Origin of the sequence: Streptomyces sp. NPDC057099, assembly GCF_042671245.1 — a bacterium.
Lineage (GTDB): Bacteria > Actinomycetota > Actinomycetes > Streptomycetales > Streptomycetaceae > Streptomyces > Streptomyces purpurascens.
Genome location: NZ_JBHUTX010000001.1, coordinates 319,813 through 344,330 on the forward strand (window position 1 = coordinate 319,813; position 24,518 = coordinate 344,330).

General features: G+C 70.0%; 19 protein-coding genes. 12 read left to right on the top strand and 7 right to left on the bottom strand.

Annotation, left to right across the window (positions count from 1 at the left end; translation table 11 throughout):
• Window positions 1-568 precede the first annotated feature (568 nt).
• Together ACFT4A_RS01415 and ACFT4A_RS01420 are read left to right on the top strand one after the other, a co-directional pair.
• Window positions 569-1,183: an FAD-dependent monooxygenase gene (locus ACFT4A_RS01415; RefSeq protein ID WP_382824864.1), complete on the top strand. Its 615-nt coding sequence runs from the start codon at window positions 569-571 to the stop codon at window positions 1,181-1,183.
• A 49-nt stretch (window positions 1,184-1,232) separates the two neighbouring features.
• Window positions 1,233-3,383 (top strand): MMPL family transporter, encoded by a 2,151-nt coding sequence (locus ACFT4A_RS01420; RefSeq protein WP_382824866.1) that lies wholly within the window; start codon window positions 1,233-1,235, stop codon window positions 3,381-3,383.
• A gap of 230 nt (window positions 3,384-3,613) precedes the next feature.
• Here ACFT4A_RS01420 and ACFT4A_RS01425 read toward each other — a convergent pair whose 3' ends face one another.
• From ACFT4A_RS01425 to ACFT4A_RS01440, 4 genes are all read right to left on the bottom strand, one after another.
• Window positions 3,614-5,065: an ATP-binding protein gene (locus ACFT4A_RS01425; RefSeq protein WP_382824867.1), complete on the bottom strand. Its 1,452-nt coding sequence runs from the start codon at window positions 5,063-5,065 to the stop codon at window positions 3,614-3,616.
• Window positions 5,062-5,754 (bottom strand): response regulator transcription factor, encoded by a 693-nt coding sequence (locus ACFT4A_RS01430; RefSeq protein WP_382824869.1) that lies wholly within the window; start codon window positions 5,752-5,754, stop codon window positions 5,062-5,064. The genes ACFT4A_RS01425 and ACFT4A_RS01430 overlap by 4 nt, the downstream gene beginning before the upstream one ends.
• A 623-nt stretch (window positions 5,755-6,377) precedes the next feature.
• A complete protein-coding gene (locus tag ACFT4A_RS01435) occupies window positions 6,378-8,078 on the bottom strand; it encodes a DUF2264 domain-containing protein (protein WP_382825212.1) in 1,701 nt (566 codons plus the stop codon).
• Window positions 8,079-8,150: 72 nt separating this feature from the next.
• Window positions 8,151-8,915 (bottom strand): SDR family NAD(P)-dependent oxidoreductase, encoded by a 765-nt coding sequence (locus tag ACFT4A_RS01440; RefSeq protein ID WP_382824870.1) that lies wholly within the window; start codon window positions 8,913-8,915, stop codon window positions 8,151-8,153.
• A 115-nt stretch (window positions 8,916-9,030) separates the two neighbouring features.
• Here ACFT4A_RS01440 and ACFT4A_RS01445 point away from each other — a divergent pair, with 115 nt between their 5' ends.
• The 9 genes from ACFT4A_RS01445 to ACFT4A_RS01485 all read left to right on the top strand — a co-directional run bounded on the left by ACFT4A_RS01445 (window position 9,031) and on the right by ACFT4A_RS01485 (window position 17,632).
• Window positions 9,031-9,666 (top strand): bifunctional 4-hydroxy-2-oxoglutarate aldolase/2-dehydro-3-deoxy-phosphogluconate aldolase, encoded by a 636-nt coding sequence (locus tag ACFT4A_RS01445; protein WP_382824872.1) that lies wholly within the window; start codon window positions 9,031-9,033, stop codon window positions 9,664-9,666.
• Window positions 9,663-10,607 (top strand): sugar kinase, encoded by a 945-nt coding sequence (locus ACFT4A_RS01450; protein WP_382824874.1) that lies wholly within the window; start codon window positions 9,663-9,665, stop codon window positions 10,605-10,607. Before ACFT4A_RS01445 ends, ACFT4A_RS01450 begins: the two co-directional genes overlap by 4 nt.
• Window positions 10,604-11,512, top strand: coding sequence for an SMP-30/gluconolactonase/LRE family protein (locus tag ACFT4A_RS01455; RefSeq protein WP_382824876.1), 909 nt, complete (start codon window positions 10,604-10,606; stop codon window positions 11,510-11,512). The genes ACFT4A_RS01450 and ACFT4A_RS01455 overlap by 4 nt, the downstream gene beginning before the upstream one ends.
• Before the next feature lie 204 nt (window positions 11,513-11,716).
• The gene (locus ACFT4A_RS01460; protein ID WP_382824878.1) at window positions 11,717-12,949 is read left to right on the top strand and encodes an MFS transporter; all 1,233 of its coding nucleotides are present in this window, start codon (window positions 11,717-11,719) and stop codon (window positions 12,947-12,949) included.
• A 70-nt stretch (window positions 12,950-13,019) separates the two neighbouring features.
• Window positions 13,020-14,195 (top strand): mandelate racemase/muconate lactonizing enzyme family protein, encoded by a 1,176-nt coding sequence (locus tag ACFT4A_RS01465; RefSeq protein WP_382824879.1) that lies wholly within the window; start codon window positions 13,020-13,022, stop codon window positions 14,193-14,195.
• Window positions 14,196-14,301: 106 nt separating this feature from the next.
• Window positions 14,302-15,774 (top strand): hypothetical protein, encoded by a 1,473-nt coding sequence (locus ACFT4A_RS01470; RefSeq protein ID WP_382824881.1) that lies wholly within the window; start codon window positions 14,302-14,304, stop codon window positions 15,772-15,774.
• A 70-nt stretch (window positions 15,775-15,844) separates the two neighbouring features.
• The gene (locus ACFT4A_RS01475) at window positions 15,845-16,723 is read left to right on the top strand and encodes an ABC transporter substrate-binding protein (protein ID WP_382824883.1); all 879 of its coding nucleotides are present in this window, start codon (window positions 15,845-15,847) and stop codon (window positions 16,721-16,723) included.
• Window positions 16,723-16,890, top strand: a complete 168-nt coding sequence (locus ACFT4A_RS01480; RefSeq protein ID WP_382824885.1) for a hypothetical protein — start codon at window positions 16,723-16,725, stop codon at window positions 16,888-16,890. Before ACFT4A_RS01475 ends, ACFT4A_RS01480 begins: the two co-directional genes overlap by 1 nt.
• A gap of 76 nt (window positions 16,891-16,966) precedes the next feature.
• Window positions 16,967-17,632, top strand: a complete 666-nt coding sequence (locus ACFT4A_RS01485) for a GntR family transcriptional regulator (RefSeq protein ID WP_382824887.1) — start codon at window positions 16,967-16,969, stop codon at window positions 17,630-17,632.
• 125 nt (window positions 17,633-17,757) lie between these two features.
• Here ACFT4A_RS01485 and ACFT4A_RS01490 read toward each other — a convergent pair whose 3' ends face one another.
• The 3 genes from ACFT4A_RS01490 to ACFT4A_RS01500 all read right to left on the bottom strand — a co-directional run bounded on the left by ACFT4A_RS01490 (window position 17,758) and on the right by ACFT4A_RS01500 (window position 21,547).
• Entirely contained in the window at window positions 17,758-18,786 is a 1,029-nt protein-coding gene (locus ACFT4A_RS01490; protein ID WP_382824889.1) for an ABC transporter permease, read from the bottom strand.
• Window positions 18,783-20,378: a sugar ABC transporter ATP-binding protein gene (locus ACFT4A_RS01495; protein WP_382824890.1), complete on the bottom strand. Its 1,596-nt coding sequence runs from the start codon at window positions 20,376-20,378 to the stop codon at window positions 18,783-18,785. The genes ACFT4A_RS01490 and ACFT4A_RS01495 overlap by 4 nt, the downstream gene beginning before the upstream one ends.
• A gap of 128 nt (window positions 20,379-20,506) precedes the next feature.
• Window positions 20,507-21,547: a substrate-binding domain-containing protein gene (locus tag ACFT4A_RS01500; protein ID WP_382824892.1), complete on the bottom strand. Its 1,041-nt coding sequence runs from the start codon at window positions 21,545-21,547 to the stop codon at window positions 20,507-20,509.
• A gap of 539 nt (window positions 21,548-22,086) precedes the next feature.
• Here ACFT4A_RS01500 and ACFT4A_RS01505 point away from each other — a divergent pair.
• Window positions 22,087-24,345 carry a glycoside hydrolase family 97 catalytic domain-containing protein gene (locus ACFT4A_RS01505; RefSeq protein ID WP_382824894.1) on the top strand — a complete coding sequence of 753 codons (2,259 nt, stop codon included), beginning with the start codon at window positions 22,087-22,089 and terminating at the stop codon, window positions 24,343-24,345.
• The last annotated feature ends 173 nt before the right edge of the window (window positions 24,346-24,518 follow it).

Genomic DNA, 24,518 nt, shown 5'->3' on the forward strand with positions numbered 1-24,518 from the left:
TTGTCCTAACGGAGGTTGGCGGATACCAATAAAGACAACCCCGACCGTCAGGTGCGGCTGAGCTTCCTCGGCTAGGGATTCGCTTCGGCGGAACTGTGTCGGCGCGTCCGGCCCCGCCACTAGAGGTGACGGCGCATCACCTCGACGCACGTGGCCCGGGCCGCGATCGATTGGTCCCGCGGATATGGGACGCCGAGGTTCATCCCACCGTCGGTGGTGATCGGGGGTTGCCGCCAAGCGAGACTCATCTGCGCGCCGGCCTCCGCTCGGGCCGTGGCAACGAGGGTGGAGTAGGGGCCCGCGACGGCCGATGCCTCGATCTGGAGCCACGCTTGGTGGAAGGCCGTCCGGGCGAGTAGGCCGCTGACCTCGTCGGTGAGCTGTTGCCTTACGGCGGAAGAGGACTCGGGCCGGCGCCGTATGCGATACGGCATCTCCAGGTACGCCTCGACCGCTGTCAGCGCTTCGGCGAAGGTCTTGGCCCGGTGTTCCCTTCGTGTAGCCCGCTGGTTCAGGGTGTATGTCAGGAAGGCGCCGAAGAGGGCGATGCACGGGACGATCAGCGCGATTGTCTGGGCCCAGGTCCAGCCGCTGTCCGTCGTCCACGGTGGAGTTCGACGGCCCGCCGCGGCAGGCGACCACGTACCGGACCGGCCGGGCCCTGCTGGCCGGGGACGCGGCCCACGTGTACATGCCGGTCGGCGACCAGGGCCTCAACGTCGGTATCGTCGACGCGGCGAACCTCGGCTGGAAGCTCGCGGCCGTGGTATGCGGCTGGGTCGGCGAGGACATCCTCGACACGTACACCACCGAACAGCATCCGGTCGCGGCGCGCCTGCTGCAGAACACCCGGGCCCAGATCGCCCTGATGCGACCCGACCCGCAGGCGAGGGCGCTGTGGGAGATGTTCTCCGACCTGATGCACCTCGACGACGCCTACCGGTACGTCGCCGGCATGGACGGCCGGTACGACCTGGGCGACGACCACCGGCTCGTCGGCACCCTGTGCCCGGACATGAAGTTGACGCTGCAGCGGCCCGACCCGGACGTCGTCACCGCGGTGACCCGGTCGGCGGACCGGCTGCGTGAGGGTCGTGGGCTCCTGCTCGGCCGCGCGGACCGGACGGGACAACACCGTCACCGCCCGCACCGTACTAACGGTCGTCTCAGGTTCGCTCGTTAGGAAGTAGGCGTCCAGACAAGCGATGTAACCCGTATGTAGGAGGCCAGTGATGGCAGTCAACGCAGCGCCGTCCGGGGAAGCGCCGGCCGGTCGGTTGGCAGGCCGGTGGGTGCCGTGGTTAGTGATTGGCTTGTGGCTGGTGCTGGCTGCGGGCATGGTGCCGCTGAGCGGAATGTTGAGCTCGGTCACCACCGACAGCGCCGTGGACACCCTGCCGGCCAGTGCCGAGTCCACCAAGGTGGCGGTGCTGGACGACAGTCTCCCCGGCGGTGACAACAACACGTTCGTCTTCGTGTACCACCGCGCCGACGGCATGACCGACGCCGACCGCGCGACGGTCGAGCGCCACTACAACACCCTTGCCAAGCGGTACCCGCCGAAGGCGACGGCGGAGGCCGGCGAGGACGACGAGGGCTCACCGACGAGCCCCTCCACCGACCGCAGGGCGATGATGTTCACCCTCGAGGTGAGCACGGCCTACGGCGCACCGGAGGACATCGTCGGCCCGTTGCGTGACGCCGCGAAGGACCGCCCCTTGGGCCTGGAACTCGACGTGACCGGCCCGGCCGCGATCGACGGCGACATGGATGCCGTCTTCGACGGCATCGACGTGCAGGTCCTCCTCACCACCATCGTCGTCGTCACGCTCCTGCTCATCCTCACCTACCGCAGCCCGGTGTTGTGGATCATCCCGCTGGTGGCCGTGGGCGTGGCCGCACTGACCTCGATGGGGACCGTCTACCTGCTCGTCAAGGGCTTCGGCATCGTGGTCAACGACCAGAACTCGGCGCTGCTGACGATCCTGGTGTTCGGCGTCGGCACGGACTACGCGCTGTTGCTCATCGCTCGATATCGGGAGGCACTGCACCACCATGAGAACGTCCGGGTCGCGATGGTCCACGCGCTCCGCGGCGCGGCGCCGGCCATCGTCGCGTCCGCGGCCACCGTGGTCGCCGGCCTGCTCTGCCTGCTCGTCGCGGACCTGAACAGCACCAGCGGGTTGGGCCCGATCGGTGCGGCCGGCATCCTGTGCGCGCTGGTGGCCATGCTGACGCTGTTCCCGGCGGTGCTCGTGGTGCTCGGCAGGCGGATCTTCTGGCCGGCCATCCCGCGGTTCAGCACGGCCGTGGAGGAGAAGCCGGGGGTGTGGGGACGGCTCGGCACCGCCATCAGCCGCCGCCGGTGGGTGGCGACGCTCGGCTCGCTCGGAGTCCTCGGCGTGCTCGCCCTCGGGCTGGCGGGCAACACCGGCGCCCTGCGGGAGCAGGACCAGTTCCTGTCCGCGCCGGAGTCGGTCACCGGCTTCACCGTTCTCCGCCAGCACTTCCCGGAGCTCGGCGGCCAGCCGATGACGGTCTTCACGCGGCCGGCGCACCAGGAGCGGGTGCTCGACATCGCCAAGAACACTCGCGGTGTGGCCCTGGCCGTCCCGGAGCAGACCAGCGGTGGCTGGGCCAACATCTCCGTGTTCCCGAAGGACGCGCCGGACACCGTCGCGGAGTACGACACGATCAAGCGGGTGCGCACCGCCGTGCACGCGGTGAGCGGGGCGGAGGCGATCGTCGGCGGGCCGAGTGCGGAGAACCTCGACACCGAGGTGACCACCAAGCGCGACGAGAAGCTGGTGATCCCGCTGGTGCTCGCCGTCGTCCTGATCGTCCTCGGGCTGCTGCTGCGCGCGATCCTGGCCCCGCTGGTCCTGATGGCCACCGTGATCGTCTCATTCGCCGCAGCCTTCGGCGGCAGCGTGTTCGTCTTCGACACGATCCTCGGGTTCAAGGGTGTCGACTATTCGGTGCCGCTGCTGGCATTCCTGTTCCTGGTGGCGCTCGGCGTCGACTACAACATCTTCCTGGCCAGCCGGGCCCGGGAGGAGACCGTGCGTCTCGGCACCAGAGAGGGCATGCTCAAAGCCCTCTCGGCCACCGGTGGCGTCATCACCTCGGCGGGCCTGGTCCTGGCGGCCACGTTCGCGGTCCTCGCCACACTTCCGCTGGTGATGCTGATCGAGGTCGGGTTCCTGGTGGCCTTCGGCGTGCTGCTCGACGCCCTGCTGGTGCGGTCGGTCCTGGTGCCCGCCCTCACCTTGCTGATCGGCCGGCGGATCTGGTGGCCGAGCAGGCTGTCCCGGCCGGCGGCGGAGCTGCCGGACGGCCAACAGCCGCTCGCCGACGACGAGGAGCCCGCGCTGCAACGGTGAGCGCGGCGGCACGGACGAGATCCGGGACGGGGCCCCAGGCCCGTCCCGGATTTTTTCATGGGCCCGACGGCCGCCGCTCTTTGGTCCTGTGCCGTGCGGCCGGGCCGTGCGGCCGGGGCTGGGGTCGGGGCTGGGGTCGGCGCACCGCGGTGTCCTGCCCCGAGGGTGAGCCGCGCGGGGCCATGCCCGAGGGCCGCCGTCCCTTGTCCTGCGCCGCGCCGCCGGGGCGGTCAGCGCACCGCGGTGTCCTCCCCGGCGGTGAGCCGCGCGATCGGGGCGGGCGGGGCCGCGGCCGGAAGGTCGACCCGAAGCAGCGCGCCACCGCGTGCGGAGCGGGCGACGGTGGCCCGGCCGCCGTGGGCGTCGACGACCCGCTGCACGATCGACAGCCCCAGACCGGATCCCGGCAACGCCCGGGCGCTGTCGGCACGGTAGAACCGGTCGAACACCCGCGGTACGTCGGCGGCGTCGATGCCCGGCCCGGCGTCGTCGACCTCGAGCACCGCCGACGCGCCCTCGGTACGGAGCCGGACCTGGACCGGCTGGTCCGCGGGGGACCACTTGCCGGCGTTGTCGATGAGGTTGAGCACCGCCCGCTCGAGCGCAGCGGGACGCCCGCTCACCCACACAGAGGCCACGTCGAGCGCGACTTCGATGTCGGGCGCGCGGGAACGCGCCCGGGTCGCGGCGGCCGCCACCACGTCGGCGAGGTCGAGCAGCTCGGTGCTCTCGTCGCTGATGTCACCGCGCGCCAGGTCGGTCAGCTCGGCGGCAAGGGTGCTCAACTCGGCCACCTGGGCGCCGAGATCGTTGAGCAGCCGGGTCCGGCTCTCCGCCGGCAGTGCGCTGTCCAGGGTGCCGCGCCGATCGAGCCGGATCAGCAGCTCGACGTTGAGACGCAGGCTGGTGAGCGGGGTCTTGAGCTCGTGGGCGGCGTCCTCGGCGAGCAGCCGCTGGGCCCGCCGGGAGTCCCGGAGCGCGGCGAGCATGTCGTTGATCGACTGGATCAGCCGCCGGATCTCCCCACCGCCCTCATCCGGGATGTCGGCGTCGAGATCCCGGGTGTGCGCGACACGTACCGCGGCGGCGGTCAGCCGGTCGATCGGTGCCAGCCCGGTCCGCGCCACGGTCCGCCCGACAACGGCGCCGCCGACCACGCAGAACAGCCCGATCAGCAGCATGCCCAACCCGAACCGGTTGATCGGGCTGTCGTCGACGACCTGGGCCACCTGGACCGCGCCGTCGCCCGCCCGCAGCGTGTAGATGAGGTAGCCGTCCTCGTCGCTGTCGTTCGACTCCATCAGGTCGGCCGACGCGCCATGCGCCACGCGCCCGGCGTGCTCGCTGACCGGGGGCAGCGCGGGTTGGCCGGCCGGCGTCCGGGTCGAGCCGTCGGGCAGGATGACCCGCACCAGCCGACCGGATCCGGGATACGGCGGTAGCTGGACCTGCGCCGGACCGGCGCGCTCCGCGTTCGTCGCCAGGACGCGGGAGTCGGCGCGTAGCTGATTCTCGGCGGTGTCCTGCAACTCCCAGTCCAGTAGCTCGCTGGCCACCTGGAAGGCCACGAACACGCTGACCGCGATGGCCGTCGCCGCGATCACCGTCAGCCTGGTCCGCAGGGACCGCCGGCGCCACCATCGGGTCAGCCGGCGCGGTTCCCGGCCGGCGGGCCTGCTCACGGAGGAGTCTCCCGCAACGTGTATCCCAGGCCGCGCAGCGTGTAGATCAATCGCGGCTCACCCTCGGCCTCCATCTTGCGGCGCAGGTAGCTCACGTATACCTGGAGGTTGTTGGCGGTCGAGCTCATGCCGAAGCCCCAGATCGCCTCGAACAGCGCGTCGCGGGTCACGACCCGGGTCGCGTTGCACATGAGGACCTGCAGGAGGGAGAACTCGGTCCGGGTCAGGCGCAGCGGCCGCTCGCCCCGCCATGCCTCGAACCTGTCGGGATCGAGCCGGACGTCGGCGAACGACAGGATCTGCGACTCCTCGTCGGTCGGCGTGCGCCGGCGCAGCAGGGCCCGCACCCGGGCCAGTAACTCCTCGGTGGCGAACGGCTTGGGCAGGTAGTCGTCGGCGCCCGCGTCCAGCCCCGCGACCCGGTCGGAGACCTGGTCACGGGCGGTCAGCATCAGCACCGGCAGATCCCGACCCGCGGCCCGCAACCGCCGGCAGGTCTCCAACCCGCCGAGGCGGGGCATCATCACGTCGAGGAGCAGCAGATCCAGCGTGTCACCGCCGGCCCCACCGACCCCGTCGAGCACGGCGAAACCGTTGGCGACGGTGCTGGTGTCGTAACCCTCGACCTGGAGCACCCGCTCCAGCCCCTCACGGATGGCCACGTCATCATCCGCGATCATGATCCGCACGCCGGCCCGCCCCCTTCGAGTCGATGCTTTTTCCGCTCATTCTCCCCGATCAACCTGAGGCCAGGATTAGAGCGTCGCTGGGGACCGCGCTCTTACGGATACCTAAGAAATCGAACAGAGCCAGCGCCAGATCGGACGGCCGGACACTCCGCCGGGCCTGATGGGCGAGTGCGACCACCAGAACGAACGCCTCCTCCCGCGGAACCGACGCACCCCCCGCCCTCTGACCGAGCGACCGCGCCACGTTCCCCGGCAGCAGACCCGCCCGCGCCACATCTCGAGCCGCTTCACAGAGACCAGATGGCCGTGCTTCCGCGCGTGGTGGACGAGCTGCTGATCAGTGGGGCTCGGGGCACTCCTGGAAGGCATGTCGCGAGGCTAGCTCCCCTCGGTCCGCGGCGGGCCTTACGTCGTCATCGTCGGCGTCGCCCTGTTCCACCCCCGCTGCTCCCGCCGGAAGGAAGCCCGCGAGATCCTGGACTGCCAAAGACAATCCCGACCGTCAGGTGCGGCTGAGCTTCCTCGGCCAAGGGTTCGCTTCGGTGGAACCGTGTCGGAGCTGAACCCGCGACATCTACGTCCGAAACGAGGAGCACGCAGGTCGCCTCCCTGGCGCAGAGCCCTCATTCGCGCACAGTGACGTCCACGTCCGATGCGTCCAGCCGTACCTCGATCCCGGCTCGACCGCTCCAGTGGACCTCGAGCCCGCCGACGCCGTCCGCTCGCACGGACACCAGCTCGGTCAGCGGCAGTGGATGCGGCTCGGCGGTCAGTCGGGCCAATGCGACGAACAGAGCGTTCCCCTTCCCTGTGACCCCCTCGACCCCTTCGAGGGTGTCGGTCAGGCCGAGAGCAGGCAGGAGTTCGGCACTGACGCCTCCCTGCGGCGCCCATCCCGTGAGCCGCACCCGCGTCCCCGGCGGGGCACCGGCGACGAGATGAGCCCGCACCTCCACCGCCCCCTCGGCGAGGACCACGTTGGTCACGGTGATGCCGTCGCGCACGGTGTGCCGGGAGGCGATCCACCCCTCACCCGTGCCGAGCGGCTCGATCTCCGTCCGGGTGGCGTCCCCGCCGACGAACACGCTGTTGTCGTACGACGGTGCCGGCACGGTCGCGGTCGAGTAGGCCAGCCGCGTGTACAACGCCGCGTAGCGGGTGTCCTCGCTGCCGTGGTTGTGCAGCCGTACCAGGCCGTCCGAACAGGTTGATGCCAGCAGCCAGTTGGGCGCGGCCAGGGACCTGACCCGGTCGGCACGCTCGACCTGGGCCGGCTGTTCCGGTGCCGTCCACACCTCGTGGTCCGGCGGCAGCAGCAAGCCGAGGAAACCCTTGCTCGCCCAGTAAGGGGAGGCCGGGCCCGAGTAGGTCTGTACGAGCGACTCGTCGGGACCGAGCCAGCCGAGTGGCAGGAGACCTCGCTCGTCGACCGCCCCGCCGTCCAGGAAGTACCGCAGGGCGCCGGAGCCCAGTCGCCGTGTCTCGCCCGGGGACAGCGGGGTGTGCCCGGTCAGCGCGCCGAGCCAGAGCGGGGCCGTCGTGGCGAAACGATAGGTCAGGGAACGGCCCTGGAACACGGGTGCGCCGTCGCCGCCGAAGAGCGAGGGGTAGTCCTCGAGGTGCTGTGACAGCCGTCCGCCGTACAGGGAGAGCAGCGCGCTGTCGTCGGCCAGCCATGCGTGCAGGACCGGGTACAGGTGCATGGCCCAGCCGTTGTAGTAGTCGAACTTCCGGCCGTCGCCGTCCGTGTACCAGCCGTCGCCCCGGTACCAGTCCTCGATGCGTTCCAGGCCTCGGTCGATCGCCCGGCGCGCCGCGTCCGGCCGGTGGCCGATCTCCTGGAGGAAGCCGCCGACGGTGACCGGGAACAACTCCCAGTTGTTCGGCCAGGGTTCTGCGGTGAGCGCGTCCGACAGCCAGTCCGCCGTCCGCTCGCGCACCCGCTGCTCCAGGCGGTCCCACAGCAGCGGCCGGGTCAGCCGCAGGGCGAGAGCGATCGAGGCGGCTTCGACAAGCGGCTGGCTGTGGTCCTCGATCCGCGGCCACACGCCGCCGGGTCCGGCCGCGAGGCCCTCGGCGTAGCGGCCGAGAAGGGTCTCGTCCTGACGAAAGGCGGCCAGCAGCAGTGTGCGGGCGTACCCTTCCAGGCCGTCGGAGAGGCGGCCGGCCTGGCTCACATGGCTGCCGGGCAGGTGATAGAGGGCGCGGTCGGCGGTGGCGTACGGTGCCACGGCGGCGAGCAGGGCATCGGCCGCGGCCTCCCAGTGAGCACGGGTGTAGCCGGTGTACGGACTGGACTCGCGGTCATCGGCGTGCAGTTCGATCACTGTGGTCGCATTCCTTCCGGGGCGGCGGTGGCCGTCGGGATGGTCTTGTCGTACCGCCTTCACAAGGCCTCACAAGGGAGGAAGCCCCATCCGCGTCCGGTGCGCGTCCCGCAGCAGGCTCGCGGGGCTGACGGCCGACGCGCCGGCATCCAGGACGATCTCGCTGCCCGTCAGCATCGCCCCGTCCGGTGAGGCGACGAAGGCGACCGTGTTCGCGATCTGTTCGGGCTCGCACAACAGCCTCAGGGGATTGCTCTGACGCAGCCGTTCCAGATCGCGCTCGCCGTCCAGCCGGGACTCGGTGGCCGGCGTCCGGACCCATCCGGGGGAGACGGTGGCGAAATGAATTCCGTACTGGCCGTAGTCGACGGCGAGTTGGCGGGTGAGCGCGGCGATGGCGCCCTTGGACGCCGCGTAGGCGGGAAGACCCGGTGCGGCCGTCCGGTGCAGGACGGATCCGACCGTGATCACGGCACCGGTTCGCGCCGTCATCATGGCGGGCAGGACCTCGCGTACGTACAGGAAGACCGATGACAGATTGACTGTCATGACGGAGTTCCACTCCTCCAGGCTGGACTGGTGCAGCGGCCGGCCCTCGGTGATGCCGACACAGTTGACCAGGACGTCCACGGCGCCGCTCGCCGCCTGCGCCACGCGTACCGCCGAAACCACCTCCGCGGCGTCGGTCACGTTCGCGCGTCGATAGGTGACACCCGGAAGTTCGGGGTCCGTGATGTCGACGCCCACGACGCGGAAGCCGTCGGCGACGAAGCGGGCGGCGATGGCGCGGCCGATACCTCCGGCCGCTCCGGTGATCAAGGCGGTGCGGGTCATGGGCGGTGCCTCACAGGTAGCTGTCCGTGTCCCCGGGCAGGGCGAGGAGGGTTGAAGTCGGAGGGGAAGAGTATACGATCTACGAAACTCCCTCAATCGTGCCTCGGAGGCATCCGTGCGACCACACGACTTCCTTTACGCCCTGCAGACCCAGCGCCTCATGGCCATCGTCCGCGGGGCGGACCCCGAGGCGGCGCTCACCACGGTCCTGACCCTCGCCCGGACCGGGATTCCGCTCATCGAGGTGTCGTTGAGCGGCACGGACGCGGTGTGGGTGATCGAACAGGCCCGCAGCGTTCTCGGGCCGGAGGCGCTCCTGGGGGCGGGCACCGTGGTGACATCCGAGGACGCCTGGCGGGCGGCCAAGGCGGGCGCGGGGTACGTGGTCACACCCGGCCTCAGTGACGCCGTCGGCACGTCGCGCGCACTCGGCCTGCCCGTCCTCGCGGGCGCGGTGACGCCCACGGAAGTCGCGGCCGCGCTCGCGCAGGACGCCACCGCGGTGAAGCTCTTCCCGGCCGGGGCGGTCGGCGGGGTGAAGCTGCTGCGCGCGCTCCGGGCGCCCTTCCCCGACGTTCCGTTCGTGCCCGTCGGGGGCGTCGACGTCGCCCAGGCACGCGAGTACCTGGAAGCGGGTGCCGTCGCGGTCGGTGTCGGCTCGCCGCTCGTGGGGAACGCCGCCGACGGCGATTCCAGCGGACTCGCCGGACGGGTGCGCGCCTTCCGTGCCCTGACCGGGGTGGTGGCATGACCGACGTACTGACCTTCGGAGAAGCGCTCGTCACGCTGCGCGCCGACCGGCCGATCCGCAGCGGCGGGGCGCTGCACATGTCCGTCGCCGGAGCCGAGGTGAATGTCGCGATAGGCCTCGCCCGCCTCGGCCACCGTGCGCGCTGGGTGGGATGCAGGAGCCGTGACGAGTTCGGAGCGCTCGTGCTGCGCACCTTGCGCGCCGAGAACGTCGACGTGTCGAACGTGGAGCAGGCCGAAGGGCCCACCGGGCTGGCCGTCTTCGAATCCCGCATCGCGGATGTGACCCGCGTGTCGTACCACCGGTCCGGGTCCGCCGGTTCGCGGCTGACTCCCCGGCACCTCAAGGCACCCCTGCGCGAGGGGGCCAGGGTCGTGCACATGACCGGCATCACCGCGGCCCTGGGCCCCGGACCTCTGCGGGCAGTGCGCACGGCTGTGTCGGCCGTGCGGGCGAGCGGAGCCACGCTCTGCCTGGACGTGAACTATCGCGCCAAGCTCTGGTCCCGTGAGACGGCCACCGCCACACTGCGCCCGCTCGCGGCGCAGGCCGACATCCTGGTGGCGTCCGACGACGAACTCGCCCTGGCCGCGCCAGGCGGCACCGTGACCGAGGCGCAGCAGGTGGAGGCCCTGCTGGCGTGCGGTGTCCGGGAGATCGTCGTCAAGCGGGGGGCCGAAGGCGCCGAAGTCTTCAACGCCTCGGGTGCCGTCGCCCGCCCCGCCCTCGACGTGCCCGTGGAGGACACCGTGGGAGCCGGGGACGCCTTCGTGGCCGGCTATCTCTCGGCCCTCCTGGACGGCGAGCCCATCGACCGGCGCCTCGAACGCGCTGTGACCCTGGGTGCGTTCGCGGTCGCCTCCCGAGGAGACTGGGAAGGGCTTCCCGCGCGGGAAGAGCTCGGGCTGGTGCACGCCGTTCCGGGCAGCACGCTCCGATGAGGGCGGCAAGGGTCGCCAGGCGGTGGCGGCCCTGCGTCGCGGACCGGTATCAACTCGCCGAAGGCGCCCGATGGTTCGATGGCGGGCTGTTCTTCGTCGACCTTCTCCGCGGCGACCTGTACAGCTGCCGGGAGAGCTCCGGTGGCAGGCCGGAGCAAGTCCTCGGTCTCGGTATGCCGCTGGGCGCGGTGGCGCCTGCCGCCGTCGGGCGAAGGCGGGGCTGGATCGTCGCGGCCGGCGTCGGCATCGCGCTGACCGACGGCCGCGGCGCACCGGAGTGGCTGGCGCGGCCCGGCGGCAGAGCCGACCGGGCCATGCGGATGAACGACGGAGCCTGCGATCCGGCGGGCCGGTTCTGGGCCGGCAGCATGGAGATCCACGCCGCACGGGACGCGGGCTCGCTCTACCGCACGGATCCCGACGGCACGGTCCACGAGGTGCTCGACGGTCTCACCGTCCCCAACGGGCCTGCCTTCACCGCGGACGGAAGGCTCATGTACCTGGCCGACAGCGCCCGCGGCACCATCACGCGCTATGCGACGGACCCCGTCACGGGTGCGCTGGGCCCGCCCGAGTCGTTCGCCGAATTCACGCTCGCTGAGGGCCGTCCCGACGGCATGACGGTCGACGACCACGGCAACCTGTGGGTGGCGCTCTGGGGCGGGGGACGCGTCCTGTGTCTGGGGCCGGACGGGAAGCGTCTGCGCACCGTGCGCCTGCCCACGCCCCACGTCAGCAGCATCGCCTTCGGCGGCGGCCGGATGTATGTGACGACGGCTCTGCATCGTCTGGAGAGGCCGGGGTTGCTCGACGGTGCCGTGCTCACCAGCGCGACCGCCGTGACGGCGCCACCGGCGCTGCCGTTCGGGGCGACGCGTCCGGCTCATGCCCCGGCCGAGCCGTAGAGCCCCGCCGGTCGCAGGAAGCTGAAAAATTTCCCGCCGCACCTCTGGACGTTATTTCGTATACGGAATACCTTCAGCCTTCGCTGGATGTTCCTCCTGGCGTCCGGTCTTCCTCTCTAGGCGGTGTACGTCCCCATGAGCACGTTCTCGACCCCCAGATCCCCGGCGGTGAGCCGGCCGAAGCCCGCCGGCCGGCGGCGCACGATGGTCGCCAGCACAGTCGGCACGGTGATGGAGTGGTACGACTTCAATCTCTACGGCCTGGCCTCGGCGCTGGTCTTCGGCCCGCTGTTCTTCGGGTCGTCGTCGACCGGCGCGACCCTCGCCTCCTTCGCCACCTTCGCGGTGGGCTTCGCGGCCCGCCCCGTCGGCGGCATCGTCTTCGGCCACATCGGCGACCGGGTCGGCCGCAAGTACGTCCTGCTGGTCACGATGCTGGTCATGGGCGTGTCGACGGCGCTGGTCGGCATGCTGCCCACACACGCGATGATCGGCGTCGGGGCCCCGATCCTGCTGATCGTCCTGCGCATCGCCCAAGGCATCGCGGTCGGCGGCGAGTTCGCCGGGGCGACTCTGCTGACCGTGGAGAACGCCCCACCGGGGCGGCGCGGCCTGTACGGCGCGATCCCCGCGATGGGCACCGGAGCGGGCTTCGTCCTGGCCAGCGCGGTCTTCGGCCTGATCTCCCTGCTTCCCGAGGACGCGTTTCTCCAATGGGGCTGGCGCATCCCGTTCCTGCTGAGCTTCGGCCTGGTGATCTTCGGTGTGTGGGCCCGCCGCGGTATCGAGGAGACGCCCGTCTTCGCCGAGTTGGAGGAGCAGGACGACAAGGTCCGCTTCCCGCTGCTGCACACCCTGCGCACCCAGCCCGGCGCGGTCGTACGGACCATGGGGATCACCGTCTCCGGGTTCGTGTGGGGCTACCTGATCCAGGCGTTCACACTCGCCTACGCCACCAGCACGCTGGACATCCCGAAGTCCACACTGCTGTGGGCCATCGCCCTCGCCGCGACCCTGGAGATCGGGGCGATCCCGCTGTGGGGGCTGGTCTCCGACAAGATCGGCAGGCGGAGGACGGTCGCCCTCGGCCTGCTCGCCACCGCCGCGTTCGTCCACCCCTTCTTCCAGCTCCTGGAGACCCGCAGCACTCCGCTGGTCTTCCTCGCCTATGTCATCGCGATGCCGATCTGCAAGGACATGGTCTTCGGGCCGCAGGCCGCCCTGGTGGCCGAGCAGTTCGACGCCAAGGTCCGCTTCAGCGGTGTGAGCACCGGCCGTGAGATCGGTGGCGCGCTCTTCGGCGGCACCGCTCCCTTCATCGGCACGGCCCTGCACGCCTCGACGGGCTCGACCGCCCCGGTCGCCCTGTACGTCGTCGCCGGCTGCGTCGTCACCCTCGTCGCGGTCTTCACCGGGCGCGAGACCGCCCGCGACTGACCGGCACCCGCACCGACGCCGGGCGGCCGCCCACCCGCCCGGCGGCACGATCCACTGGAGAAACCACCTCATGTCCTCGCACCCCGTGCGCATAGCCAAGATCGAGGCCCTGGCCCTGTCCGCCAGCTTCGACGAGCTCTACGACTCACCGGACGACGTGCCCGACTGGCTGCGCTACCCGGCCTCCAGCCACCTCGTCCTGCCACGACGCGGCCAGTACGCCACGCTGGTCAAGGTCCATGCCGAGGACGGCACGGTCGGCATCGGCGAGTGCTACGGGCTCCCTTCCCCCCAGGTCACCGCGACCGTCGTCACCACCGTCCTCGCACCGCTCCTCATCGGCCAGGACGCCCTCGCGACCACCGCGGTCTGGGAGCGCCTCTACCAGGGCCAGGCGGCCGGCGGCCACAACCGCGGCTTCTACCTGGAGGCCCTGGCCGGGATCGACCTGGCCCTGTGGGACCTGCGGGGCAAGCTCGCCGGTGTCCCCGTGCACCGCCTCCTCGGCGGCCCGGTCCGGGAGCGGATCGACTGCTACGCCAGCCCGGTCGCCCTGCACGCCGACCCCGCCGACTCGGCCCGCCAGGCCCTCGGATTCGTCGAGGACGGGTTCAAGGCCCTCAAGGTCAAGATCGGCCGCGGTGAGCGCACGGACCGAGCCCATCTCACCGCCGTCCGCGAAGCGGTGGGCGAGGACATCGACATCCTCACCGACGTGAACTGCGCGTACGACCTCGACCAGGCCACCCGCGTCGGCGGCGTCCTGCGCGACCTCGGCATCTCCTGGTACGAGGAGCCCCTCCAGGTCGACGACCTGGCCAACCTCGGCGAGCTGCGCCGCCGTACCGGCCTCACGATCGTCAACGGCGAGACGCACTTCACCCGCTTCGACCTGCGCGACTCGCTGCTCAACCGGGCCATCGACGTCTTCATGCCGAACGTCGCCCGTTGCGGCGGCTTCACGGAGGCCACCCGGCTCGCCGCCCTCGCCTCGGCGTTCCACGTCGACATCGCCCCGCACGGCGTCGGTTCGGGAGTGAGCCTGTGCGCGGCGCTGCAGCTCTGCGCGGCCACCCCGAACCTGCGCACCTACGAGTACAACCGCCTGCCCAACCCGATCCGCGAGCGCATCCTCACCGAACCGCCCGAGTTCAAGGACGGCGCGCTGACGGTTCCCCAAGTTCCCGGCCTGGGCGCCGAGATCGACGACGACATCGTCGACCGCTACACGATCGCCCGGTTCTGACCCACCGCCGGTCCAGCGGCGTCCGGCCACGGGACGGCCGGGCGCCGCAGCGAAGTACTTCCTCCATCCGCCTCTCAGACACCTGGCTTTCAAAGGAGATCGCACAGTGTCCACACACCGAAGCCGCCCGAGCCGCAGGAAGATCATCGGCGGAATCGCCGCAGCGGGAGCCGTCGCCGCGGTCACCCCCTTCGCCGGGGCCTTCAGCGCCCAGGCGGCCGCCTCCGGCAGCTATGTCATCCGGTACGACAAGAAGCGTCAGCAGACGATCCTGGGTCTCGGGTTCGAGATCCAGTCCGATTCCATCGGCTCCAACAACAACGGGCTGCCGAAGGCCGTCAGCGCGGTACCGCACGACCTCACGAAGTCCGAGCGAACCCGGTTCTACCAGCAGATGCTCAAGGCGGGGCGTTCGGACCGCGGCTTCCGCTACTGCCGCCTCGCGATGGGCCTCTACTACCGGGGCCTCGACGACTCACGCCGCCATATGCGCGGGCGCTACCCCGGACAGGACGAGCTGCTCGCGGACATGATCAAGCAGGCCGGCATCGAGGGCACCTCCGTCGAGTACTGGTCCCCGGCACCCGCCTTCAAGAGCACCGACTCCTACCTCGGAGGCAGGCTCGCCTCCTTCGCCCGCAAGGACCTCGACGCGCTGGGCGACGCCATGGTGGCCGACCTGGATCACCTCACCGGCAACGGCATCCCGGTGTCCATGTGGGGACTGCAGAACGAACCCCGCCACAAGATCGACCGGTACTCGCACTGCCACTACAACGCCGACCAGTACCTGGCCGCCTTCAAGGCCGTGGCGCCGAAGATCCGCGCCAAGTACCCGGACGTGATGATCATGGCGGACAGCATCGACGGCTGGGAAGAAGCCATCGGACGGAAGCTCTCCAAGGATCCCGAGGCCATGTCCCACATCGATGCCTGGACGTATCACCGCATCGGTAACGACAGTAACGAGCAGATGACCAGGAACTTCCGGTCGGGTGCCGCCGGAAAGCCGGTCTTCAACAACGAGTTCGAGTACCTGGACAACAAGACCTCGGACCGGCGCTGCATCAACACCGCCCAGTCGATCATGAACTGGATGGTCTTCCAGGACGCGCCCACCTGGTTCTGGCTCCACGCCCTCAAGCCCATCGCCAACGCCGAGGCGGCCGGCTACTCCCTCGGCTTCTGGCGGCCGCCGTCCGACAAGGACTTCTCCCGCTTCCCGGACCTGAAGCCGGGTCACTGGACCTGGAACCCGCAGAACTGGAACGCCGTCGCGGGCTTCGTGAAGTACATGCCGTGGGACTCCGTGCGTTACATGGTCGACGAGTCGAAGCGACTGTCGGACCAGCGGATCATGGCCTGGAAGACGCCTTCCGACAAGCAGGTGTTCGCGATCACCAACCGGTCCAGGACCGAGTCGTTCACCTACACCGTGGACACCCAGACCTCCGCGTCTTTCGAGGGGCACCGCTACGGGCCGAAGACGAACGACCAGCGGATCGGCTCCAAGCAGGGCCCCAAGCTGACGCTCACCGTTCCGCCGCTCTCGATCGAGTTCTGGGTTCGCAGCGCCTGATCCCTCGCCTCCTCTCGTCCACATGGGAGAACGCACCATGGCACGCCCCCGATGTCGTTGGCTCACAGCCGTGTCCCTGGCGTCCGTATCCGCGATCACCGCCTCGGCCTGTTCTCCCTCCTCCGGTGGCTCCACCGGGTCGGCGGGTGACGGCAGGGGAACGGTCGAGTTCTGGTCCATGCCCTACTGGATCGGTCAGGACGACAAGGTCAAGGAACTCGTCGACGACTTCAACGCGTCGCAGAGCGAGGTGAAGGTCAACCTGACCCAGCTCGAGTGGAAGGACGGCCGCGAGAAGATCAAGCAGGCGATCGCCGCCGGCAAGGGCCCCGATGTGTGGCTCATGAACAACGGCCTCGAGCTCGACTACCTCAAGGCCCGGTCCCTCGCCCCGCTCGACAAGCTCGGCTACACCGCCGCCGACACCGCGCGGTTCAGCGACCTCGTCGAGGTCAACGAGTACGAGAACAAGCTGTACGGCGCTCCGCTCTACTTCGACGCCGGCGTCATGCTCTACCGCACCGACGTTCTCGAGAAGTACGGCCATGAGAAGCCGCCCGCCACCTGGGAGGAGCTCAAGCGGACCGCCTCGGCGATCACCGAGAAGTCCGCAGCGGACGGCGGCAAGATCAGCGGCTGGCAGTTCAAGGGCATGGACGACCACGTCAACGCCATCAACTCCACCTGGGAGAGCTTCCTCTGCCAGGCCGGCGGCAGCCTGACCTCGCCGGACCACAAGAAGTCGACGCAGCACACCGAAGCCGGCAAGACCACGATGAACCACATGCGCTCCTTCCACCGGGACAAGACGTCCCCGGTGGGAACCAGCGCGCTCAACGGGTTCATCGACGGCAAGGTCGCGATGTTCTCCTTCTTCCAGTCCGTCATCGCCAACGTCGAGGCGGGCGGGGACAAGACCGAGGGCAAGTGGGCCGTCGCAACGAGCTGATGCGGACCCTTCCGGTCGGACTGGCCCGCTTCCAGAATCAGTTCGCGCCTCGCTGGGACCTGCTGATGGCCGGGTCGGTCATGGCGGCCGTCCCCGTCGTGCTGGGCTTCGTGCTCCTGCAGCGCCTCTTCGTCCGAGGACTGACCGGCGGCGCTGTGAAGGAGTGAGTACGGAAGCGGCCGACGGCCAGGTACAGGGCTCCCGCCGACATCCGGCTGGCCGGATATCGGATACGATGGACGGATGGTGGAAAAGGCCTGGGTCGGGCGACTGCCCGCAGTGAAGAGCAAAGCCGATCTCGTCTACGACAGTCTGCGAGCGGCCATCGCCGAGGGGCAGCTGCGCCCGGGCGAGCGCGTCAACATGGACGAGCTCGCCCGGGACTTCGGCGTGAGCAAGATCCCTGTGCGCGAGGCGGTCAAGCGGCTGGAATCGGAAGGACTGCTCGTCGCCCGGGTCCATGCCGGCGTGACGGTCGCCGAGGTCGACGTCACCGAGATGAGGGGCGTCTTCCTCGCACGCGAGGCGATCGACGTCCTGGTGGCCCGCCTCGCGGCCGAGAGCGCCGACGACACGTTGCCGACGAGGCTCGAGGAGACTCAGCAGGCCATGCGCGCGGCGCTGGACGAAGCCGCCCTCGACCGTCTGCCGGAACTCAACACGGACTTCCACCAAGCGCTCGCCGGAGCGACCGGATACCGCATTTTCGGCGAACTGACCGAGCAGCTGCTGATGACCATCCGGCGCTATCGCATCGTCGCGCCGACCGACCCGGTCAACTGGCGGGCCGTGATCGAGGAACACGACACCATCATCGAGGCCTTGCGCACCGGCGACCCCGCCGCGGCGGCCGAGGCGGCGCGCGCCCACACCGTGTCGCAGGCCCGCCACGAGGTGGAGAGCGACTGAGGAAGTCCGGGTGCTCCCGGACGCGCCGATCCCCGGGGACGTGGAGTCCCCGGGGACATGTGTCGTGGCACCGAGCCCGTCGGGAGGACCGATCGGGCCCGTCGAACGGGCCGGACCGAACCGGGTCAGTGGGGCAGCCCGACGGCTCGTTCACCGCTGCGGCGTTGCTGGATGACGACGGCCACCACCAGCAGGGCGCCCTGGGCCACGTTCTGCCAGAAGGAGTTGATGCCCTCCACGGTCAGGCCGTTCTCCAGGCAGCCGAGCAGCGCGACGGCGAGGAGAGTGCCGCCGATTCCGCCCTTGCCGCCCTTGAGAGCGCAGCCGCCCAGAGCCGCCGCTGTGATCGCCTTGAGTTCCAGGCCCTCGCTGCCGGAGACGGGCTGGCCGGAGCCGGTGCGGGCGGTCAGCAGAACGCCGGCGACGGCGCACACCACGCCGATGAGGGCGTAGACGAAGACCAGGTACTTGTTGATGCCGATGCCGGCCAGGCGGGCGGCGGTGTCGTTGCCGCCGATGGCATAGAGGTTGCGGCCGATGTCGGTGTACTTGAGCAGCAGATGGACCACGAGGGCGGTGACGACCAGAATCCAGACCATCACCGGCAGCCCGGCGATCTTGCCGCGGCCCAGGAAGACGAAGACATCGTCGTTGAGGACGTAGCCCTGGGCCCGCCCGTCGGACAACAGCTGCGCGAGGCCCTTGTAGGCGGCGAGTCCGGCGAGCGTCGCGATCGTGGGGTTGACCCGGCCGTAGACGATGACGACGCCGTTGAGCAGACCCACCAGCAGGCCGACGCCGACCGCGGCCAGCATGCCGACGAACGCGTTGGAGCCGGAGGTGGTGAAGACCATGGCGCTGACGACGGAGGCCACGCCGACCTGGGAGCCGACCGAGATGTCCAGCCCGCCACAGATGATCACGACGGTCTGCACGATGGCGAGCAGCCCCGTGATGGTGGCGGCCTCCGCGATCACCTGCATGTTGGACAGGCTCAGGTAGTTGTCGTTGAGGAGGCCGAACAGGACGAGGACGAACACCAGGGCGCCGATGAGGCTGACGTTCTGTCCACCGAGGCCCGCGAACCGCTTCGGCCGAGGGGGCTCGGGGGTTTCCGCGTTCTTGATGTGCGGGGAGGTGTCGGTGATGCTCATGAGGATGCTCCAGAGGCGTCGGCGCCGACGATGTCGTCCGCCATCGCGAGGGCGAGTATGGATTCTTCGGTGGCTTCGTCGCGGTTGAGTTCGCCGGTGATCCGGCCTGACTGCATCACGACGACGCGGTCGGCGAGACCGAGGAGTTCGGGCAGTTCGGAGGAGATGACCAGCAGAGCCACGCCCTCCTTGGCCAGGTCGGCGATGATCTGGTAGATCTCCGCCTTCGCGCCGACGTCGATGCCGCGCGTGGGCTCGTCGAGGATCAGCACCTTCGGCTTACGGGCCAGCCATCGGGCCAGCACGACCTTCTGCTGATTGCCTCCGGACAGCTTGCGCACCTCGTGCTCGATCGAGGGGGTGCGCACCCGCAGCCGGTCCACGTACTGCTGTGCCAGTCGCCGCTCCGCGCCACGGCGCACGAAGCGGAAACGGCGCAGCCGGTCCAGGACCACCGTGGAGGTGTTGTCGCGGATCGAGCGGTGCAGGAACAGAGCCTGCGCCTTGCGCTCCTCCGGGGCCAGGCCGAGACCCGCCCGGATGGCCTCGCCGGGCCTGCCCTGCCGCAGATGCCGGCCGTCCAGGGTGACGACACCGCTGTGGACGGGCAGGTCACCGGCGAGGGCCAGGGCCAGCTCCGACCGTCCCGCCCCGATGAGTCCGGCCAGGCCGACCACCTCGCCGGCGTGCACCCGGAGGTCGATGCCGGTGACGTCGTCGGTGGTGACCCCCTGGACGTCCAGGACCAGGCGGCCGGGGGTGACGCGCTCGCGGGAGAACATCGTGGTCAGGTCGCGGCCGACCATGAGGCGTACGAGTTCGCCCTCGTCGGTGGCGTGGGCGTCCTGGACTCCGGCGAGAGCGCCGTCGCGCAGTACGGCGATCCGGTCGGCGAGCTGGAAGATCTCCTGCATCCGATGGGAGACGTACACGACCGCGATGCCCTGGTCCCGCAGTCGGCGGATCAGTGCGAAGAGCGCCTCGACCTCGTGCTCGGACAGCGAGGAGGTCGGCTCGTCGAAGGCGATCAGCCGCGCCTCCGTGTCTCCCGTCAACGCCCGCATGATCTCTACGAGTTGACGCTGCGCCGGAGTGAGCTGGGAGCCCAGCAGCCCGGGGTCGAGGACGCCGGCGAACCCCAGCCGCTCCAGGTCTGCCTCGACCCGGCGGCGCAGTTCGGCCCGGTCGAACCGTCGTCCGCGCCGACGGGGCAGTGAGCCGGCGTAGACGTTCTCGGCGACCGAGATGTGCGGGATGATCTCCGGCTCCTGCGGGATGATCCGGATGCCCGCGGCGCGGGCATCGGCGGGGGAGTCCAGTTCGACGCGCTCGCCGTCCACGACGACCCGGCCGTCGGTGGGCTGATGGTCACCGGTGAGGATCTTCAGCAGGGTGGACTTCCCGGCGCCGTTCTCGCCCATCAAGGCGGTGACCCGGCCGCCGGGGAAGTCGATCGAGACGCCGCCCAGCGCTTGGACGGCGCCGAACCGCTTGACCACCCCGGCCACGCCGACGGAGCCCGCCGGGGACGGGTCCGTGGCAGGACCGCCGGTGAGGCTCGGGTGGTTGTTCGGATCAGGCGCTCTGGTCATGTGTCGGTTCACCTCGAAGCCGTTGTGCGGTGGACAAGGGGGCCCCGGCCGGCCCGCTGGAGGAAGTGGCCGGCCGGGGCCCGGAGGGCCGGTGATCGCAGTGGTGACCACCGGCCGGCTCAGGGGGGTCAGCCGCAGGTGAGTCCGGCCTTCTTCCAGCTCGTGGAGTCGACCATGGTGGTGGGGGCGAAGGCCTCGAGCGGGAAGTCCATGCCGTTCTTGAGCTTGTCGTACATGGTCTGGACGGCGAGCGCGCCGACGTCCTTGCCGTTGATGAACAGCGCGGCCTTCATGCCCGTCGGCTTGTCCGACTGCCACTCCTTGCAGGCCAGGTATGCGCCGAGCCCGACGCCGACGACATGGGCGGGCTTGACGCCCGCGTTCTGCAGCGCCGTCACCCCGCCCATGACGTTCTCGTCGTTGCAGCCCCAGACGACCCAGTTCTTGACGCTCGGGTTGGCGGTGACGGTGGCCGCGATCTTGTCCTGCGCGCCGGTCGGGGTGTTGTCGGTGGCGACGTCGATGTTCCTGACGCCCGGCACGGCTGTCTCAAACGCCTTCTTGGCCCCGGCGACACGGTCGCCGCATACGGTGACGTCCTGCTTCCAGGCGGAGATGACGCGAGTCTCGGCCGCCTGCCAGCCGGCCTTCTCGAACTCGGCCGCCGCACGCTTGCCGACCTCCCTGCCCATCTGGACGCCGCTGAACCCGACCCGGGGCACGAGGTCGCCCTTGGCGCAGGCGGCCGGGTCCGGGCCGGTGGTGCAGATCTGGTCGTCCGAGGTCAGCAGGGCGACCTTGCCGTCCCTGGCGGTCTGGACGACCTGGGGGCCGACGGCCGGGTCCGGCACGACGACGATGACACCGTTGGTCTTCTGGGCGATGGCCGACTGGACCTCGCTGACCGTCTTGTTGGCGTCGTTGCCGAGGTTCACGACCTTGAGATCGATACCGAGCTCGGCGGCCTTCGCCTTGGCGCCGGCGGCCTCGCCGACGAAGTACTCCTGATCTCCCTGCTTCTGAAGGTACGTCAGGGTGATCTTGCCGTCCGCCTTGGCGACGGTGTCGTCCTTGGCCTCCTCCTTGCCGGAGGAACAAGCGGTCGTCGTCAGGCCCAGCGTGAGCAACAGGCTTGCGGCCACGGAGGCATGGCGGTGGGACAGGGACATGATGGAGGGCTCCTTGGATACGCACACCCGATCCGCCGGGCAGGCGGACATGAACACGGGTGGGAAGAGGCCGCGAGGGCGCCCGTCGTGGTGGTCGGTGACACGACGAGCGAACGATCTGGCGAAGCGGGCTGCCCGCTCCTGGACCAAAGTCAACAGATTCGAACGCGGCGTGGATATGACATCCCTGAAGCTCCGTCATGTCAAGCCCATGGGCTCGATTCGCTTCCGCAGCAGCTCTCCGACGAGGTGAACGGACCGGGGATCTGGTCGAGTTCAGGGGATTGACGTCCGCTCTACGGCACTCTACGTTCCATTCTGTTTGTTAATGGTTGGTCGTGTGTACGGTTGCTCGAACGCATTCCGTCACCGACGCCTCCCACATCCCCCGCTGGTATGCCGCTGTGCTCTCGCCTCAGCCTGGCTTCCGTCCTCATGCCCCCGCATGTCGCGGGTTGTCGCGGCGCGTCTCTCCCGGTCGGTCGCCACCGGTGGTCGCCGCTGCCATGGAACCTCGCCCAACCGATGAAGGGACCTTCATGACCCACAGACGCGAACTCGTCATCGCGGCCACGGCACTTGCCTTGACGGCCGGCCTCGTCACCGGAACCGCCGGCCCGACCTCGGCGTCGGCGCGGAACAGTTGGACCTCCGTCCAGCCCGGCGCCGGGCCCACCGGCTGTCAAGGCGTCCGAGCGACCGTCGAGCTCGACGGAAGCGGCAATCCGTCCTTGAGGGCCTCATGGAACTGCGGGCAGGTCCTGCGCCCGGCGCCGATCGGTCTGGTGACCGGCGACACCGACTTCGGTTCCGGCCTGGACTTCGTCAGCCGCGCGGACAGGAAGATCACGCAGACGTACCGGACCACCGTCGGGAACTCCCGGGTCCGCAAGCGCACCGCCACCGAGACACGCCTGGTCTTCGCCAAGGACGGGGAGCGGATCACCGTGACCGTGCGCACCTCAGCGGACGGTGTGGCGCTGCGCTACGAGTTGCCCTCCGGGGCGACCGTTCTGCGCGAGGCCACCTCCTTCGAACTCCCCGCCGACGCGCAGCTCAGCCACGACACGTTCTCATCCGCCCACGAAGCCCTCTACCGCACGTCGGCCGTGTCCGCGGTGCCGACCGGCGAGTACGGGATGAGCATGTTCGGCAGCCTGGCCAACGGGGCCCGGGTCCTGCTCTCCGAGTCCGGTGTCGACGGCGGCTACTCCGGCGGGCGCTTCACTCACGAACGGGGAACCGGCCGTTTCACCGTGAAGCTCGCCGATGCGCGGGTCGTGCGGGACTCCGCGTTCACCACACCGTGGCGGGTCGCGGCGATCGGGAGCACCGAGACCGTCGTGGAATCGACGCTGGAGGACGACGTCGCCCCTTCGTCCAAGGTCACCGACACCTCGTGGATCAAGCCGGGCGTCGCGGCCTGGCCCTGGTTCGACGGCAAGCACGCGACGCAGCGCGACCTCGCCAAGCTCAAGGGCTGGGCCGACTACGCCTCGACGCAAGGCTGGCCCTACCTGCTGGTCGACGACGGGTGGAAGGGCGTCACCTGGATGCCCGAGCTGGTCGAGTACGCCAAGGCCCGTGGTGTGCGCATCATGCTCTGGTACCACTGGAAGGACCTCGACACGGAGTCCGAGCGCCGGGCCGAGTTCTCCAGGATCAGCGACTGGGGTGTCGCCGGCGTGAAGATGGACTTCATGGGATCGGAGTCCCAGGAGCGCCACCGCTGGTACGACGAGGCGCTGGCGGACGCGGCCGAAGCGGAGCTGGTGGTCGACCTGCACGGATCCCGGCTGCCGGTCGGCGTGCACCGGACATGGCCGCATGTCCTCACCACCGAGGCCGTGCGCGGCGAGGAGTACAACACCGGCCGCACCATCGGGCACGTCACCGCGGTTCCGTTCACCCGGGGCGCGCTCGGCTCGGCCGACTACTCGCCGATGAGCTTCCAGCGCGCCAACCCGAACAGCGACGGCGCGGAACTCGCCCTGGGCGTGCTCTACGAGAGCGGCCTGATGCTGCCCGGAAGCAGGATCTCCGACTATCGGGCACGGCCCGAGGCCCAGCGCTGGCTGCGACAGCTGCCCACCGTCTGGGACGAGACCGAATTCGTCCAGGGCGACCCGGTGGGCGGCGCGGTCATCGCCCGCCGTGCGGGCGACCGCTGGTTCGTGGGCGCCATGACGGGCGGGGGTGCCGGCACCCTCACGTATCCGACCGCGTTCCTCGGCAGCGGGCGCTGGCACGCCGAGATCACCACGGACGGTCCCGACGGTCTCGTGCGCTCGAGCAGGATCATCCGGGCCGGTGACTCCCTGGAATTCCCGGCTGTGGCCCGGGGCGGCCATGCGGTCAAGCTCACGAAGGTGGCCGCGCCGCCGAACGGCTACCGCACCTTCACGCCCGTCGGCGGCGACGACGTGATGGCCGTCGAGGGAGGCGCGGCCGGGTGCGACGGACGCATCGTCCGGGCCCCGGGCGACGGCAGCACGGGCCGCCGGTTCCGGCTCGCACCGGTGGGCGACGGCCATGTGCGGATCGTCAGCGAAGGCAGCGGTGAGGACGTGGTCGTCGAGGGAGCCTCACGCGACGCCGGTGCCAAGGTCGTCCCATGCGAGTACGCGTCGGGTCCCAAGACCAACGACGAGTGGCTGGCGGAGGACGCGGGCAGGGGACGCGTCCGCTTCGTCAACCGGTACAGCGGGCTCTACCTGACGGCTGGCTCCACCAGGGGTAGCCAGTTCACCCAGCGGCCGTTCGACGGCTCCGGCCGGCAGATGTTCAGGCTGTCCTGACGGGTGGTGGTGGGTAGATCGTATATCCGATATCGTAGTTGGGCTGGGTCGGTCGGGCCCGGTCCTCCACTCACCCTCCGCAGTCCCAAGGAGCAGGACATGCCCCAGTCCGAGCAACGCGGCGCGAGTCGCGGATTGTTGCTCCTCGATACATCCCATCTTTAGGTAGAGGG